We start from the raw sequence: 15,178 nt of genomic DNA on the forward strand, positions 1-15,178 counted from the left end.
CGGGCCATGAACGTCCCGTCGTCCGGATTCGCGCCTAGGTCCTTGAGGCGCCTAGGTCCTTGAAGCCCTTCCAATCATGGCGAGGCGGGTGGAAATTGCTCGCGCGGCGGCGGTGAGACCGGATAGAGCCAGCGCCAGCACCAGCACGGGCCAAACACTGGCATCGGCGCCGCCCACCTCCTCCTGATAGGAGGCATGGCCTAGGAATACGCCGAGGGATATCCAAACGAGGAGATGGAATGCAATTGCTGCGGCGGTCAGATAGCCGATCCATGATGACCGCGCCGACCACGACCTGCCGATCGAATGGCCCCACCGAACGGTTCCAAGCCCACATACCAGCAGGAGCAGCCAATAAATAACGAAGAAATGGGCGTCGTTCGTGGATCCCCACACGTCGGCTGCAGTAACCGTGCCTCTTGAACCCAGCAGGAACAGGGCTGCAAGTGCCGTCGCTGCCGTTATCGCTGAAGGAACTGCCATCGGTGCCTTTCCCATGCTCATCCCCCGGATCGGTTAGTCGGTCCCCTCGTGCAGCCCTGCCGGTCAAACGCGGGCCGCTCGAAGAGCATCAGGTGATCCAAAGGGTAGCCGCTGCGTGCCGGACGTGCCGGGCCACCCGCCGTCCTCACTTATACCTGCGCACCGCCTCTAACGCCGTCGGGTCGTTCGGACAGGCCCACGCATGGGCAGGGCCGTCAGATCTGTGGCACCGCCCACGAACCCGAACTCGAAATACAGGACCCCCGCCGGGCCCGAGCCGAGCAAGTCGTTTCCCTCCCCGCAGACGCACCCGTAAGCCAATCCTCAACGTTCCATTTCGAGCGAATGGCTGGGCACTCGAAGTAGTTCAGGGCGTCGCGGCTTCACGGAGTGCCGTGAGTGCGGTGTGAATGAGGCGGGCCCTGACGGGGTGGGTGCGGGTGAAAGCGACGATGCGGCGACCGACCGTAGGCCCGGTGAGGGGCCGGACGGCGAGACTATCGGGCATCCCTGTCAGGGCAATCGGGGGCAGGACAGTAACTCCGAGGCCGGCAGCAGCAAGGCTGAGGGCCGCATGGTGGTCATCGAGGCGGGCGACGTACCGCGGAGAAAAGCCGGCCGTCGTGCAGGCCCGGGCAATAATACGGCCGGTTGGCCCGTCGTGGATGTCGTGGTCGATCCATGCTTCGTCACGCAGCTGGGCCATGTCCACCACGTCCTGAGAGCACAAGGGGTGGTCCACCGGCAGGACCAGCCGCAGTTCTTCCTCGGCCAGGACGTGCCGCTGGTAACCCTCAACAGTGAGGGCATCCGCATCGAGTGCTTCGTTGCGGATCTCGATGTCCGGCTGTCGCCGCCCACCGCCCGGGTGCAGTTCGTTGATGCTGATCTCCACCACGGTCCCAGGTGAGACGGTCCGCAGGACGCCGACGACATGCGGCATCCACGCCTGAGCGACCGATGCGAAGCATGAGAACGTAATCCGCTCCGCCTTTCCAACGCGAAGGTCTGCCACCGTCCGCTCGAGGCGCTCCAGATCAGCAAGCGCCCGGCTGCTTTCCTCCGCCAGATGAAGCGCGGCCGGCGTGGCCTCGATGCCACGGCCGCTCTTCTCGAAGAGAACCAGCCCGGTCTGCCGGGCCAGGACGCGCAGGTGCTGGCTCACCGTGGCGGGAGTGAGATGCAACCCTGCGGCAGCACCATGGACAGAGCCGGCAGATATAACGGCGCGGAGAATGATGAGCTTATGAGGATCCAGCATCCATCCATCGTATGGCGATAACTACCAATACAAAGCAATTACTTGCTTGTGCCACACATTAAAGGCCTGTCATGGTGGACCTGAGGGTGCGGCTACCGTACGTCCCCACGCCCCTTCTTCCGCACTGAACACCTCTGCTCGAGAGGCAGAATGGCGTCATTGTCGCCGGCATGCTTGCTCGACGCCGCCCTCGAAAGGCCACTTCCATGGACGCATCGAACTACCTCGCCCTTCTCGGCGTAGCCGTCATCCTCGCCATTACCCCAGGACCGGACACCCTGCTGACCCTGCAGCACGCCCTGCGCAGGCGGAGCGCTGGACTTTTCGCTGCCCTTGGTACCGCATTAGGAATCTTCGTGTGGGCAGCCCTGGTCGCTGCCGGTGTCGCAGCCTTCCTCCAGGACTCGCCCGTGACCTTCCACATCCTTCGCGTGCTCGGAGGTGCCTACCTCTTCTACCTCGGCTACCGCGCCCTCACGACACACATCCGCACCCGGACCACAGCCACGACGCCGGCAACGGCAGGCATCGTCATCGGAGCGCAGGGACCACGCACCAATACCCTCATTGCGGAAGACCCTGCTGACACCGTTGCCGCTGACCTTCAGCCACGGGGCACCATGCCGACCGGCTGGTCAGCCTTCAGTGCAGGAGTATTGTGCTGCCTCACCAATCCAAAAACAGGGCTGTTCTTCCTCGCCCTCATACCGCAGTTCACACCCACCAGCGCGGGCCCCCTCTACGTTGTGGCAGTGATTGGCGGCACCGTAGCAGCAGTTATCGGCGGTTACCTCGTCATCGTCGCCCTAGGGGCACACACCGCCGGCACCTGGCTCAACCGCCCCACCGTCGCCCAAGGGATCCACCGCGTCTCCGGCCTGGTCTTCATCGCACTCGGGCTCATGACCACAATTCCCGTCCTTACCGCACTGCTTTAACAGACCATGATGTTCGCGCGGACGGCAGACACTCGCCCCAAGAGAGACCTCCCATGCTGTCCCTTGTCTGGCACGCTGACCGGCTAGGCCGATAACCCGTCGACGTGCTGGGCACGGTCAACCTGCTGCGCGAGCAAGGCGTCGTGCGGTCTGTCTCGGACGGGATTGACCCGGTGACGGCGACTGGTTTCAGCATGCCGACACGCGCGGTATGGAGTCTGCACGCCCGCTGTGCAGTTTCTGGATGGAGCCTCTGAATGGTGTTGCGGTCAGGTCTCGCCCATTCCCCTGCAGGCCCGGAACTGCCTACGGTCGAAGGACGTAAGCGGAACCGAAAGTCCTCAAGGAGCAGCCGTGCACCCCGTCTTGAACCCACCCGACCGACCGCCCCCTCGGCCCCGGCGACCCCGCGCCGCCGTGCTGGCAGGGGTCCTCGCCGGTGCAGCACTCGCACTCACTGCCTGTGCCTCCGGGGGCGAGGACAACTGGAACTCGACGGCGGTGGGTGATGACAAGAGCGTGGGAGCAGTGGACCTGCGCAGCGTCCTTCTCGTCACCGCCGCAGAGGGTGGCCCCGCCCGGATCCTGGGCACCTTGGAGAACAACGCAGAGACGCCGGTTGAGGTCACCATCAGCGATGCAGACGAGCAAAGAATCGTCGTCGTGCCGGGGCAGGGCAGCCTGCCCTTGGATACGAACCCGACGCTGCTCCAGAGCGCCGGGGACGCCCCGGGTGCACGGACGACGCTGACCGCCGAAACCAGTGAAGGTACGGTCGACCTCCTCGTGCCGGTGGTCGATGGCACCTTGGACCCGTATCGGCCCTATCTGCCGGAGTGAGGCCGCCGGCTCACCGGTGTGCGCTGCTGGGTTCCGTACTGCCCATGAAGCACCCCTGCCTGAACCGTGAAAGCCCCGGTTGAGAAAGCGGCTTTCAAACGGGAAGCCGCCCATGGGCGTAGCGCCGCGACGCGCTCCTTGGAGTGTGCGACAGTGATCCATGACTGCCCTTCTTCGCGCGTTGCCCGGCCTGATTGCACTGGTGCTGTCTTTCCTCTGCGGATACCTCTGGACTCAGTTGGGACAGCTGAACCTGTTCACTGTCTCGCATATCGGTTCGGCCGTCGTATGCGTGAGCGTCCCGATCGCCTTCGTCTTGGCTGGCCGGAAAACAAGGTGCCGACCCACGCAGCTGAAACTCGGCGCCATCCTCCTTGGGATCGCCGGAGTGCCAATGCTCATAGCCAACGGAATCTACCTCTTCTCATTCCGCACTCCGCAGGCAGCCGTTGCAGATATCGGCGGCTTCCTCCTCATGCTGCTGGGCTTGGCAGGTCTCCTCGCCACCTCACTAGCCTTCACCATCGCGCTGCCCCTCACACGTCCAATCAATGCAGATCGGCTAGAGAACGAACAGGGGCCCTCCAGCCTATGAATTCTGCGGCCCTGCAGGGCAGTGGAGCGTCCACCACGTCGGCTGGCATCGCAACGTTAGGGGAACGAATTCCAGCCGCAGGGGAACTTCGCGCAACCGGCACCCACAATGGGGTCATGAAGTTCCCTTCGAGGTATTCCATCAGGACGGTCGAGGGGCGGTTCGTGGGTGCCTTCGTGGTGGGGTCGGCGCTGATCGCCGCCGCCAGTGGATGCTCCTCCGATTTGTTCGCTGAACCGCCATGCTTCCCGCCCGAGTACTCTGTCACTCCCACCACGGCCGGGCCCGGAGATGTGGTCACGGTCGAGGCGCCCGGGGCCGACTGCAACCCCCGCTACGGAGAGAACGCCCAGATCCAGGTGATAGTCACCGATGAGCAAGGTGCGGAAGTGATCAACACGACGGCGCCCATGACCGATGCCGGCGCATTCACCTACACCTTCCCTGTCCCGGCCCAGATGGCGGCTGGAGAAGCGGCCGTCACCGCGATGCCGCACGATGTTGACTGGTGCGACGACACCGGCAGGAACAACCGCATACAAGGAACGGTGAACCTGGAACGGGCATCCTGCGCGGAGCCGTTCAAGCCGCTCGCCATCACGCGCTAACCCGTCCAACTCCGCGCCTCGGGGCACAGTCCGCTCATAGCGGCCGGCTGGCCGGTCCTGCTGACGGTGGCGTTCCGAGCACTCAAGCTCACCGGCGGCAGCCGGGCCACCCTGCGCTTGGGACTTTCGTCCACATGAATCGGTCCCCGGCTGGATTCCAGAAGCACCCGGGTGGAACGCCTTCACATGATGAATGTCACGGAAGGACCCGATAAGTTGAAGATTCAACTATTCGATCGTTAGGGTCGTTAGCATGGCTTTCTCCTCCCTCCCCAAATCTTCAGCTGCTCTCGGGCAGATCATCCTCCGCGTCGTCCTGGGCCTTACCTTCGCTCTGCACGGCTGGCAGAAGGTCAACGAGTGGACCATCACCGGCACCCAGGCGGCCTTCTCCGAGATGGGCATCCCGCTGGCTGTCATCGCCGCGCCCTTCGCCGCCGCGGTCGAACTCGTTGGCGGTATTCTGCTCATCGTCGGCCTGGGAACCCGCGTTGTCGCCGCCCTTCAGGTGCTCATTGCACTCGGCGCCCTCGTACTCGTTCACCTCTCTGCCGGCTTCTTCGTCGCCGAGGGCGGCATCGAACTCGTGCTGCTCCTTGGGGCGGCCGCTCTGTTCTTTGCCCTGGCCGGGGCCGGCCCCCTGTCGGCGGACCGCGCCATCGCCACGCGGAACACCCGCGTGAAGGTGTCCGCCTGAACCGTCCCTGAACCACATTGAAGGAGCCGGGAGATTTTTCCCGGCTCCTTCTGTGTCCAGCCGCCTAAGGAGGCCGGCATGTCTCCAGAGACCCGGCTGTATAGAGCAGGAGTTGTCCAGCAGCCGCTTCGTGGTGCCGGCCGGGTTGATGAGGAGGTCCGCCGCCAGTTACGACGGCGGCATAATGGCTTCGAAAGCCCCAGCGCTGGGAATTGGACTTGCCTTGCGAGCGGCCACGAAGACCTCTCGAGACTTCTCGTAATCGCCCGGATTTTCTCAAGGTCCGTCGGGACGTCTAGTCGATGGTGGCGGAGTCGTCTTGGTTCTCATGCCTGTTGCTCTCGCCGCGGGACCGGGTGCGGTAGTCCCACACGATGACTGCCAGCAGCACGGCGTTGCTGGCCCAATTCATGGCCAGCGGCGTAAGGGCGTTCGAGGCGGCGAAGAGGCCGGCGAGCGCGAGGATTCCGGCGATATGGGATGCCAACCACGGCCTGCCGATGGCTCGTTTGAACAGGAGGTTGCCGAGCAGATAGACGGATGATGCCGTCCAAATCAGCAGGTTTGTCGGGATGTACTGGTCCTCAGTTCCTATGTTGTCGTCTGGGTGAAGCAGGACGAGTTCATCTGCGACTGCGGTGAGGACTAGACCGAGCACGAGGACCACGGGGGCATAGGTGTAAGCCGATCGGGCGACCATGCCCGAGTTCTGGGAGGCGTTGATGAAGCGCCGGCCCCGGCTCTCGTCGTGGGCGAAGTACAGCAGCCACATCAGGACAGTACTTGCGAAAGCCGAGAGGAAGGCACTCACCTGCGTCGGATTGCCCTCGAGCTCGCCGAATGCAGTGCCCGTGACGATGATCGATTCCCCCAGGACCACAATGATGAAAAGTCCCGTGCGTTCGGCCATGTACTCCCCGGAGACGGTCCATGCGGACGGCGCTGTCGATCCCAGAACCGGCAGCCCGTAGCGGAGCAGGGGTGCCAGCAGGTCGATCGCGATTGCCGCGGCCCAGAAGTACAGGCGTTCCTCGGATGGAGCGAGTCCGCCGAGGATCCAGAACACGCCCGACATTGCGAACCAGATCGACGTTCGGATGTAGTTCAGGCTCACCACCGCATCATGATGACGTAATGCGGCAGCCACAAAGATTGCGCGGCCGAGTTGCAGGCATACGTAGCCCAGCGCGAAGATCAGCCCCTGACCTTCGTCGAATGCCTCCGGTATGGCGCTGGACATCAGCAGGACGATCAGCATCGCGGCGATGAGCACCACCCGGATCAGCGACCGCTCAGGACTCAACCAGTTCATCGACCAGGTCGTGTATACCCACACCCACCACATGGCCATCGTCAGCACGAGGGTCCGGGCGAATGTTCCGCCGTCCGGGTGGTCGATGAGCCCGTGGGCGATCTGTGTGATGGCGAAGACGAAGACGAGGTCGAAGAACAACTCGACAAATGACACCCGGTGCGACTCAGCGTTCGAGCGTGAACGCATGAGGGAGGGTCTGGGCGTGGAGGACGGCATTGGAGTCCTAGGTATGCGATGGTCGGACGGGCAGCATGCCATTCCACAGTAGGATCCGGCAGGCGAAGTGCAAAACCCTCGTGCCAATCAGCGAATGCCGCGACGCGACAACCATTCCCCGGGTTCACCACAGTCACAGATCGCAGGTGTCACCGGTCAGAGCAGTGCGTGGACAAAACCGCCGCGCGAACCATAGAAGAAGGAACGAGGCCGGTGGAACTCCTGTTACCGCTCAGCGTGCTGCTCGACCATAACGACGGCCCAACCGTTCAAGGGCGCAGGGCATCACTGTGACCCGCGTGCTGACGGAGCAGTTGAACACCATGACCAAAATCTCAGCTCAACCACCCGCGAGTCACGCGCCACATCAGGGGTTACGCAAGGAGCCACGGGGACGCTCTCACGGCAGTCTGAAGGACGATCCCCTTAGTGGACGATTCGAACTTTATGACGACGGGGTCTTGGTGGCGTTCGTGCCATACATGCAGCGCGGTTACGACATCGTCCTCTTGCCGAGCACCGTGCGGATTTGGTCCGCGGAATTTTTGCCGACGTCGAAGCGGTGACGGACAGGGCTCCTATGACCTCCCCTTGGTACACCATCTCGTCCGCTGCCGTCGCTGAGGTGCTCGATGTAGACCCGGCTTACGTCCTGCCCAGCGCAAAGGTCAGTGAGCGGATTGGCGAGCGACGGTAAAGGCTTCTCGTAACAGTCCGGATTCCTTGGAGTCGATCCGTACCGGACATCCCACCGCCGGAGCAGATCACCCCCTGGCCCGACAGCGAGCGCGTTCCCGTCCCCCGAAACCTCGAGGACGTCATCGCCTGTCCCGGCCGCTGGAATGAAGAGCCGAAGTCCTGGCAGGGGTCTGCCCCGAACTGCGAACTTCGGCGTCAAAGACGCGCCGCTTCACACTAGGCAATTGTTGACAATAAGATAATCAGGCCCGCACCATGGGACACATGACTTCCCTTAGCCCACTTCTGAAGCAAGCGACCCCACTGGTGGTTGATCACGCCCTCGGCAGCTGGCTACACGCTACTGATGGAAAGTCGTATCTTGATTTCACTACCGGCATCGGTGTGACGAGCACGGGTCATTGCCATCCGCGGGTAGTTGAGGCTGCCCGCGATCAGGTTGGGAAGATCATCCACGCGCAATACACCACGGTGATGCACGAGCCTTTGCTGGCGCTGACCGAGAAGCTTGGTGAGGTACTGCCCGAAGACATGGATTCGTTGTTCTACGCCAATTCCGGATCAGAGGCGGTTGAGGCTGCGATGCGTTTGGCAAGGATGGCCACGGGCCGGCCAAACATTGTAGTGTTCCAGGGCGGTTTCCATGGTCGGACGGTTGCGGCGGCGTCGCTGACCACTGCCGGAACGAAGTTTTCCGCAGGGTTCTCCCCACTGATGTCGGGGGTGCACATGTCCGTCTTCCCGTATGCCTACCGGTACGGCTGGGATGAGGGGGCAGCAGTGGAATTCGCATTGAAGGAACTGGACTACCTGCTCCAGACCCGCACCGCGCCCGACGATACTGCAGCATTCCTGATCGAACCGGCCCTCGGTGAGGGTGGGTACCTGCCCACCCCGGCAGCTTTCCAGGAGGGACTGCGCGAACGGGCCGACCGGCACGGCATCCAGCTGATCTTCGATGAAGTCCAGACAGGCGTGGGCCGCATGGGCAAGTTTTGGGGACACCAGTACTCCACCGCCACCCCGGACATCCTGATCACCGCCAAGGGTATCGCCTCCGGTTTTCCGATTTCCGCAATCGCCGCCTCCTCCGAACTGATGTCCAAGGGCTGGCCCGGGTCCCAGGGCGGAACCTACGGCGGGAATGCGGTCGCTGCCGCCGCTGGCGTCGCCACCCTCGACGTCATCCGTGACGAAGGGTTGGTGGAGAACTCACGGATCCGCGGCGAGCAGCTCCAGACCGGACTCAAAGAAACTCAGGCCCGCTTCCCCGTCATTGGCGACGTCCGCGGCAAGGGCCTGATGCAAGGCATTGAATTCACCACCGAAGACGGCCGCCCCGACGCCGCCACCGCAGCAGCAGTCCAACAGGCCACCACGAACCACGGCCTGCTCACCCTCACCTGCGGCCCCGCAGGCAACGTCGTTCGTCTCATCCCCGCCCTTATCGTCACCGCCGAAGAAATCTCCACCGGCCTCAAACGCTTCGAAGACGCCATCGCCACCGTCACGGCGGCCGTTTCCGCGAAATATTGAGTCCACCATGACGGATGGTGTTCGCTCCCCTGCAGGCCCAGCAACGGGCACCCGCCGAACAGGCGCACCGGATGCCGGTCCCCTTCCAACCAAGAAAAGGATCACCCATGAGCATTCAGTCAGCCGCCTCCCGAACTTCGCAAGAGGCGCTCAAAGCCGTCGCAAAGGTCAGCAAGAACCTCTACATTGACGGAGAGTGGACCGAAGCATCTTCCGGTGCCCGGTTCGATGTCATTAATCCTGCCACCGAGGAAGTCATTGCCAGCGTGGCTGACGGGGGCCCCGAAGACGCACGCCGTGCGATCGAAACCGCCGGCCGGGTCCAGAAACAGTGGGCTAAAATCCCTCCCCGGGAGCGCAGCGAAATCCTGCGTCGCGCCTTCGACCTGATCATGGCCCGCCAGGACGAACTGGCTTTGATTATGACAACGGAGATGGGCAAGCCCTTTGCCGAGTCCAAAGGCGAGGTGGCGTACGCCGCCGAGTTCTTCCGCTGGTTTTCAGAGGAAGCCGTCCGCATCGACGGAGACCTGACCACCACCGGCGACGGCAAGAACCGCATCCTCGTCTCGAAGGAACCCGTTGGGCCCTGCGTCTTGGTGACGCCGTGGAACTTTCCGCTGGCAATGGGCACCCGGAAAATCGGCCCTGCCATAGCGGCCGGCTGCACCATGGTCTTCAAGCCTGCCAACCTCACTCCACTGTCTTCGCTGGCACTGGCGGACGTCCTGGCAGAGGCTGGCTTGCCCAAGGGTGTTCTGAACGTGGTCACGACCTCCAAAGCCTCCGACGTGGTTACCCCATGGATGGAAAGCGGCATTGCCCGAAAGGTTAGCTTCACCGGGTCTACCGGCGTGGGCATCCGCTTATTGGAACAGGCCGCCAAAAACGTCATGCGTTCTTCAATGGAATTGGGCGGGAACGCTCCGCTGATTGTTTTTGAGGACGCGGACTTGGACCGCGCCGTTGAGGGCGCCTTCGCTGCGAAGATGCGGAACATGGGTGAAGCCTGCACGGCCGCCAACCGAATTTTCGTCCGACGCTCCGTGGCCGCTGACTTCTCCGTCCGTCTCGCGCAGCGACTGAGCGCCTTGAAGGTCGGTGACGGCGCAGTGAGCGGCACGGATGTCGGCCCCCTCGTGGAGGAAAAGGCGCTTAACAAGGTCCAGGAGCTCGTAGATGACGCCGTTTCCAAGGGCGCCAAGGTGGTTTGCGGCGGCTCCCGCCCGGAGGGCAGCGGCTACTTCTACTCCCCAACAGTGCTTTCCGAGGTCAGCCCCGACGCCGCGCTGATGAGCGAAGAAATCTTCGGTCCGGTGGCGCCCGTCATCCCCTTCGACACCGAAGAGGAGGTGGTGCGGCTGGCGAACGATACCCCTTGGGGCCTTGCCAGCTATGTGTTCACACAGGACCTGGACCGTGCCTTCCGCGTCGGCGAGGATCTGGAGTCGGGCATGGTCGGCCTTAACACAGGCATCGTTTCCAACCCAGCGGCGCCGTTCGGTGGCATCAAGGCCTCCGGACTGGGCCGCGAAGGCGGACGCGTGGGCTTGGATGAATTCTTGGAGATCAAGTACATGGCCATCCCGCGGGTCTAGGGATTAAGCCTTCCCCTACCTTCCGTTATTTTCCGCGCACCAACCTACTCTCACCACGCCACTCCAGCTAATGGCTTCCTCACTTTCCCGCAGGATATCTGGAAAGTGAGGGAGCGCTGGCGTAAACGTGGGGAAGACTCACACTCCCACGCCGAGTCGACGCCGGGTGGAACTACCTTCTGCTCCGGCGCGCATTTCCTCCGGTGGGCAGCTTCTTGTGCCTTAGAGATGACACGGCTCGAGGCTTGGCGGCCCTCACAGGAATCGCCATAGGTCCAAGAGAAAAGTTAAGGAATCAGCCGCATCAGTGCATCCTCCATGTGCTCGGCCATAAGCTTCTCGGCGAGGTCTGAATCTCTCTTGGAGATGGCTTCAGCGATGCCTTTATGCTCGGCGATGCGCTTGTCAGCCGTAGCGTACGTACTTTTCAGGGCGTTGAGGCACATCCGCGTCTCCGTCAGGAGAGTGTCGTGCATCTTCTTCAGCCGAGGGCTGCCGGCGAGCTCAACCAAGAGGGCATGGAAGCTCATGTCCGCTTCGGTCATAGCTTCGCCGTTGGGGCTTTCCGCCGCATCCTCCATGGCATGCACGGCTTTCATTAGCTGGGCCGCGTTGCCCTCCGGGTTTGTGCTGGCCACGCGGCGGATGGCGGCTGCTTCGACCGCGGTTCGGGCCCAGTACACATCCCGGAAGTCGTCTTCGTCCATACTGACGACGAAGAGGCCCCTGTTCCGATAACTGATGAGCAGTCCTTCCTGGGTAAGCCGTTGCATGGCCTCCCGCAGGGGCCCCCGGCTGACTCCCAGTTCTTTAGCAAGCTCCGCTTCACCGAGTTGGATGCCTGGAGCGAAATCACCTCGGGCGATTGCATCACGGATCCGACGGGCGATAATGGCCGGCGTAGACTCCTGCACTATCGGGTCCAGCACTCCCCTTTTCATCCTGTTTTCCACCCCTGCTGCAATGAGATTCACCAACAATTCCTGGTTGAGCTGCGTAACCTGCGCTGCCCATGTCACATGTCTTAAGTCAACAATTTCATAGTTTACTCTGAGGCTGGTAGCCCAGAGACTGGCGCGGGATGTCTGCTCATGGGAGGCGATAGGCTCGCATTGAGACGTCTGATAGACAATCAGACGACTGCACCTGCGGTAACGAAGTTCACAGACCCCCGCTGATGATGGACGGGGCGTCAACGAGCCGGTTCCTGGTGCGGTGCGCAAGGGGCTTCCCACTCGGACAACAGTCGGTGGCCCGTCTTTCGACGGCACACCCGTACCCGTGGGAATATCGCTTCCGGGGACACCGCCCCGTGGCCGGGATTTGGCGTTGGCAGGCCCTGCAGAACCGGACATACCCATCACCGACTCACCGTCAACGGCGAACTCATCCGCATACTTGCTACAGCAGCTAAATGGTCACCCCGAGCCGGGCCACCTCTCGGTGCACCTGACCCCGATCCGACTGGGCGACACGCTCTGCTGGGCACCGCGCTGCTGTACCTACTGAGGCCAGAAAGCGACGCGCAAGCAGCACAAAAAAATATTGATGTGACCCAGCTCACGGGCTATGCTGACACCACCGCTGCAGATTGTGTACAAAAGGCAATCGACTGGATGGCATCTGCGGCGCGGCCTTCGGCTAACGCTGGGAGAGACACATGAAGCTGAATAGGAAAGCCAATACCATTGGAGCGCTTGCGCTGGCGGCGACCTTGGCGGCAACCGGATGCGGGGCGATGGGAGGCTCCGGGAACGGCCAGACTAGCGAGACCACTGACGCCGGGTCGGCACAGGATTGGACCGCGCCGGCCATCCACACGGCCGCGGACGGCCAGACTACCGAATCGGAATACACTCCCATCGCACGAGACAAGGTTTCCGAGCAATGGAAGCTCTGCGTGCTGTTCCCGCATATGAAGGACTCATACTGGGCCGCAACGAACTACGGAACACTGATCGAAGCGCAGAGGGATAACCTCGAATACAGCATGTTTGAAGCCGGAGGCTACACCAACCTCGACAGGCAGTTAAGCCAGATGCAGGACTGTATTAACGGTGGTTATGACGCCATTATTCTAGGCGCCATCAACGCTACGGGTGTTTGCCCTCAAGTTGCCGCCGCCCTAGAGAAGAAAATTCCCGTTGTGGATTTCATCAATGGAACCGATTGCCCGGAGTCCGAGGAAAACCCGCTCTTTTCGCACGCACTGGTGAGCTTCCATGATCTTGCGGTGACGACGGCCGAGTACATCATCGAGGACACTGCGGGGTCGCCCGCAAGCGTAGGCTTCTTCCCTGGACCCGAGGGCGCCGGATGGTCGGACGCCGCGGTTAAGGGTTTCGAGGACACGATCGAAGGAACCAAGGTGGAGATCGCGGAGATGCGCCGCGCTGATCCCGGCTTGGAAATCCAGCAAAACTTGATCGAGGACACCCTCAAAATTCATCCGGATATCACCCACATCGTGGGAGTGGACATTGCGGCCGAAGCGGGCGTGAATGCCGTCCGCAACGCCAACAAGACGGGAGAAATCGATGTCTACGCTTTCGATATCATCCCGCCTGTTTACGACGCTATTGTGGCTGGCGACGCCGTAGGGTCCCCGACGGATTACACAACAATTCAGGGGCGTATGGCGGTCGATCAAGCAGTCCGCATGCTTGAAGGTGAGGAGCTGCAGGCGCCCACCTCCGGACCCGTGCCCATGATGATCACCCAGGAGAATGCCGCCGACGTGCCCTACACCGAGATGTTTGCGCCCCGGGACTTTAAGACGGTGACGAGCTGGACACCCGAGAGCTGATGCCGCGACGAAGCTAAGCTGCAGTACCCTCGGTGGACCGCCGGCATGGGAAGGAAGTGAGGCAGGTTTGGAGCAGGAACCGGTCGTTTCCCTCAAGGACATCGTCAAATCGTTCGGAGCCGTAAAGGCGCTTACCGGCATGTCCCTCGACCTCTACCCCGGCGAAGTCCACATCCTGCTGGGCGAAAATGGTGCGGGGAAATCGACTCTTGTCAACATCCTCCTTGGCAACTACCAACCCGACAGTGGGACGATCACGGTTCGGGGTACCGAAGTTGTCCACCATTCGCCGGCCCGTGCCCGGAAACTCGGCATCAACGTCGTCCTGCAGGATTTCAGCTTAGCTCCAACGCTGTCGGTGACCGAGAATCTGTTCCTTGGCCGCGAGCTGAAAAAGCTCGGTCTCGTCGACAACGCAAAGATGAGGGCCATCGCCCGGGAAAAAATCGGACAGCTCGGGGGCGCGATAGATCCGGAGGCAGAGTGTGGTTCGCTGCCCAGGGCCGAGCAGCAGCTTGTTGAGATCACGAAAGGACTCCTGGGAACTCCGGGCATCCTCCTTCTTGATGAGCCCACTGCTGCGATTAGTGAGCGGGAAGCCGACAGGCTGTTCAAGATTATTGACCGGCTCCGGGACGAGGGGTGGGCGCTTCTCTATATCACCCACCGGATGGAGGAAGTCCGGCGCCTAGGTGACCGGGTGACGGTAATGCGGGACGGCCGGTTCATCTCGACCAATACTCTCGACGAGTTTTCCGAGGAGAGGCTGATAAATGACATGGTCGGCCGTGAACTGGCAGCTGTTTACCCGGATAAGGCGGAAATGAACGGCCCTCCGCTGCTGGAGGTCGAAGATCTCTCGACAGCCGACGGCAAGGTCGCTCAGGCATCCCTGCGGGTCTGCCAGGGCGAAATTGTCGCTGTGGCCGGCCTCGTGGGCTCGGGGAAAAGCGAACTCGCCAAGGCCATCCTCGGCCTACTGCCCCTTTCAAGCGGGCACGTATTGGTTGGAGGCAAAAAATATGCCCGACCGAATCCTCGAGACATGATTCAGTCGGGCATCGGTTTCATGCCGGAGGACCGCAGGCGGGAAGCTCTCGCGCTCGATCTCAGCGTCCAGGAAAACATTGCGCTTGAAGTTAACCGAGCGAAGAAGTACAGCACTTTTGGTTTGATTTACGGATCAAGGATCCGTGTCCTGGCCCAGGCTTTGGCCAAGCGGCTGGACATTCGGCCGCGGTCCGTCACAGCAGAGGTCCGGGCTCTGTCCGGCGGCAATCAACAAAAGGTCGTTCTGGCCCGTGCCCTGACCCGCGACCGCAAGGTTTTCGTAGTAGCCGAACCTACATCCGGGGTGGATGTGGGGGCCCGCCAGGAGATCTACGCCAACCTGCGCCAACTGTGCCGCGATGGCGCCGGCGTCCTGATGATCTCTTCTGATCTCGAGGAGGTCGTAGGACTCGCCGACCGGGTCTATGTGATGAACGGAGGGCGGGTGCAGGTCGAGCTCGTTGGAAACCAGATCACGAACGAAGCCGTAGTTGCTGGTGCCTTCGGGCATGCAGCAGGCGCGGCAGCATAGGACT

General features: G+C 62.1%; 13 protein-coding genes. 9 read left to right on the top strand and 4 right to left on the bottom strand.

Annotation, left to right across the window (positions count from 1 at the left end):
• Positions 1–51: 51 nt before the first annotated feature.
• On the bottom strand, positions 52–483 hold the full coding sequence (locus AC4D2R_RS14735; RefSeq protein WP_490940879.1) for a hypothetical protein: 432 nt from the start codon (positions 481–483) through the stop codon (positions 52–54).
• A 367-nt stretch (positions 484–850) separates the two neighbouring features.
• The gene (locus AC4D2R_RS14740) at positions 851–1,744 is read right to left on the bottom strand and encodes a LysR family transcriptional regulator (RefSeq protein ID WP_490940880.1); all 894 of its coding nucleotides are present in this window, start codon (positions 1,742–1,744) and stop codon (positions 851–853) included.
• A 206-nt stretch (positions 1,745–1,950) separates the two neighbouring features.
• Here AC4D2R_RS14740 and AC4D2R_RS14745 point away from each other — a divergent pair, with 206 nt between their 5' ends.
• The 5 genes from AC4D2R_RS14745 to AC4D2R_RS14765 all read left to right on the top strand — a co-directional run bounded on the left by AC4D2R_RS14745 (position 1,951) and on the right by AC4D2R_RS14765 (position 5,422).
• Positions 1,951–2,682: a LysE family translocator gene (locus AC4D2R_RS14745; RefSeq protein WP_490940881.1), complete on the top strand. Its 732-nt coding sequence runs from the start codon at positions 1,951–1,953 to the stop codon at positions 2,680–2,682.
• Between the two features lie 354 nt (positions 2,683–3,036).
• The gene (locus AC4D2R_RS14750) at positions 3,037–3,522 is read left to right on the top strand and encodes a hypothetical protein (RefSeq protein ID WP_490940882.1); all 486 of its coding nucleotides are present in this window, start codon (positions 3,037–3,039) and stop codon (positions 3,520–3,522) included.
• A 160-nt stretch (positions 3,523–3,682) separates the two neighbouring features.
• Positions 3,683–4,117 (top strand): hypothetical protein, encoded by a 435-nt coding sequence (locus tag AC4D2R_RS14755; RefSeq protein WP_490940883.1) that lies wholly within the window; start codon positions 3,683–3,685, stop codon positions 4,115–4,117.
• 116 nt (positions 4,118–4,233) lie between these two features.
• A complete protein-coding gene (locus tag AC4D2R_RS14760) occupies positions 4,234–4,725 on the top strand; it encodes a hypothetical protein (protein ID WP_490940884.1) in 492 nt (163 codons plus the stop codon).
• 253 nt (positions 4,726–4,978) lie between these two features.
• Positions 4,979–5,422: a DoxX family protein gene (locus AC4D2R_RS14765; protein WP_490940885.1), complete on the top strand. Its 444-nt coding sequence runs from the start codon at positions 4,979–4,981 to the stop codon at positions 5,420–5,422.
• A gap of 295 nt (positions 5,423–5,717) precedes the next feature.
• On the opposite strand, the gene AC4D2R_RS14770 is transcribed toward AC4D2R_RS14765, so the two are convergent.
• Positions 5,718–6,923: a low temperature requirement protein A gene (locus AC4D2R_RS14770; protein WP_490940886.1), complete on the bottom strand. Its 1,206-nt coding sequence runs from the start codon at positions 6,921–6,923 to the stop codon at positions 5,718–5,720.
• Between the two features lie 993 nt (positions 6,924–7,916).
• On the opposite strand from AC4D2R_RS14770, the gene AC4D2R_RS14775 reads away from it, so the two are divergent.
• On the top strand, positions 7,917–9,188 hold the full coding sequence (locus AC4D2R_RS14775) for an aspartate aminotransferase family protein (RefSeq protein ID WP_490940887.1): 1,272 nt from the start codon (positions 7,917–7,919) through the stop codon (positions 9,186–9,188).
• 107 nt (positions 9,189–9,295) lie between these two features.
• Positions 9,296–10,786 (top strand): NAD-dependent succinate-semialdehyde dehydrogenase, encoded by a 1,491-nt coding sequence (locus AC4D2R_RS14780; protein ID WP_490940888.1) that lies wholly within the window; start codon positions 9,296–9,298, stop codon positions 10,784–10,786.
• Positions 10,787–11,073: 287 nt separating this feature from the next.
• Here AC4D2R_RS14780 and AC4D2R_RS14785 read toward each other — a convergent pair whose 3' ends face one another.
• Positions 11,074–11,727 (bottom strand): GntR family transcriptional regulator, encoded by a 654-nt coding sequence (locus AC4D2R_RS14785; RefSeq protein WP_490940942.1) that lies wholly within the window; start codon positions 11,725–11,727, stop codon positions 11,074–11,076.
• Positions 11,728–12,446: 719 nt separating this feature from the next.
• On the opposite strand from AC4D2R_RS14785, the gene torT reads away from it, so the two are divergent.
• Positions 12,447–13,592 (top strand): TMAO reductase system periplasmic protein TorT, encoded by a 1,146-nt coding sequence (gene torT / locus AC4D2R_RS14790; protein WP_490940889.1) that lies wholly within the window; start codon positions 12,447–12,449, stop codon positions 13,590–13,592.
• Positions 13,593–13,659: 67 nt separating this feature from the next.
• A complete protein-coding gene (locus AC4D2R_RS14795; RefSeq protein ID WP_490940890.1) occupies positions 13,660–15,174 on the top strand; it encodes a sugar ABC transporter ATP-binding protein in 1,515 nt (504 codons plus the stop codon).
• Positions 15,175–15,178: the final 4 nt, after the last annotated feature.

The sequence above is a fragment of the Arthrobacter sp. TJ-217 genome (genome assembly GCF_058269255.1).

Excerpts from the sequence above, each read along its gene's own strand:
- AC4D2R_RS14785 (WP_490940942.1), bottom strand. The coding sequence starts at position 11,727 with ATGAAAAGGGGAGTGCTGGACCCGATAGTGCAGGAGTCTACGCCGGCC.
- AC4D2R_RS14780 (WP_490940888.1), top strand. The coding sequence starts at position 9,296 with ATGAGCATTCAGTCAGCCGCCTCCCGAACTTCGCAAGAGGCGCTCAAA.
- AC4D2R_RS14775 (WP_490940887.1), top strand. The coding sequence starts at position 7,917 with ATGACTTCCCTTAGCCCACTTCTGAAGCAAGCGACCCCACTGGTGGTT.
- AC4D2R_RS14745 (WP_490940881.1), top strand. The coding sequence starts at position 1,951 with ATGGACGCATCGAACTACCTCGCCCTTCTCGGCGTAGCCGTCATCCTC.
- AC4D2R_RS14760 (WP_490940884.1), top strand. The coding sequence starts at position 4,234 with ATGAAGTTCCCTTCGAGGTATTCCATCAGGACGGTCGAGGGGCGGTTC.
- AC4D2R_RS14735 (WP_490940879.1), bottom strand. The coding sequence starts at position 483 with ATGGCAGTTCCTTCAGCGATAACGGCAGCGACGGCACTTGCAGCCCTG.
- AC4D2R_RS14770 (WP_490940886.1), bottom strand. The coding sequence starts at position 6,923 with ATGCGTTCACGCTCGAACGCTGAGTCGCACCGGGTGTCATTTGTCGAG.
- AC4D2R_RS14755 (WP_490940883.1), top strand. The coding sequence starts at position 3,683 with ATGACTGCCCTTCTTCGCGCGTTGCCCGGCCTGATTGCACTGGTGCTG.
- AC4D2R_RS14740 (WP_490940880.1), bottom strand. The coding sequence starts at position 1,744 with ATGCTGGATCCTCATAAGCTCATCATTCTCCGCGCCGTTATATCTGCC.
- torT (WP_490940889.1), top strand. The coding sequence starts at position 12,447 with ATGAAGCTGAATAGGAAAGCCAATACCATTGGAGCGCTTGCGCTGGCG.
- AC4D2R_RS14765 (WP_490940885.1), top strand. The coding sequence starts at position 4,979 with ATGGCTTTCTCCTCCCTCCCCAAATCTTCAGCTGCTCTCGGGCAGATC.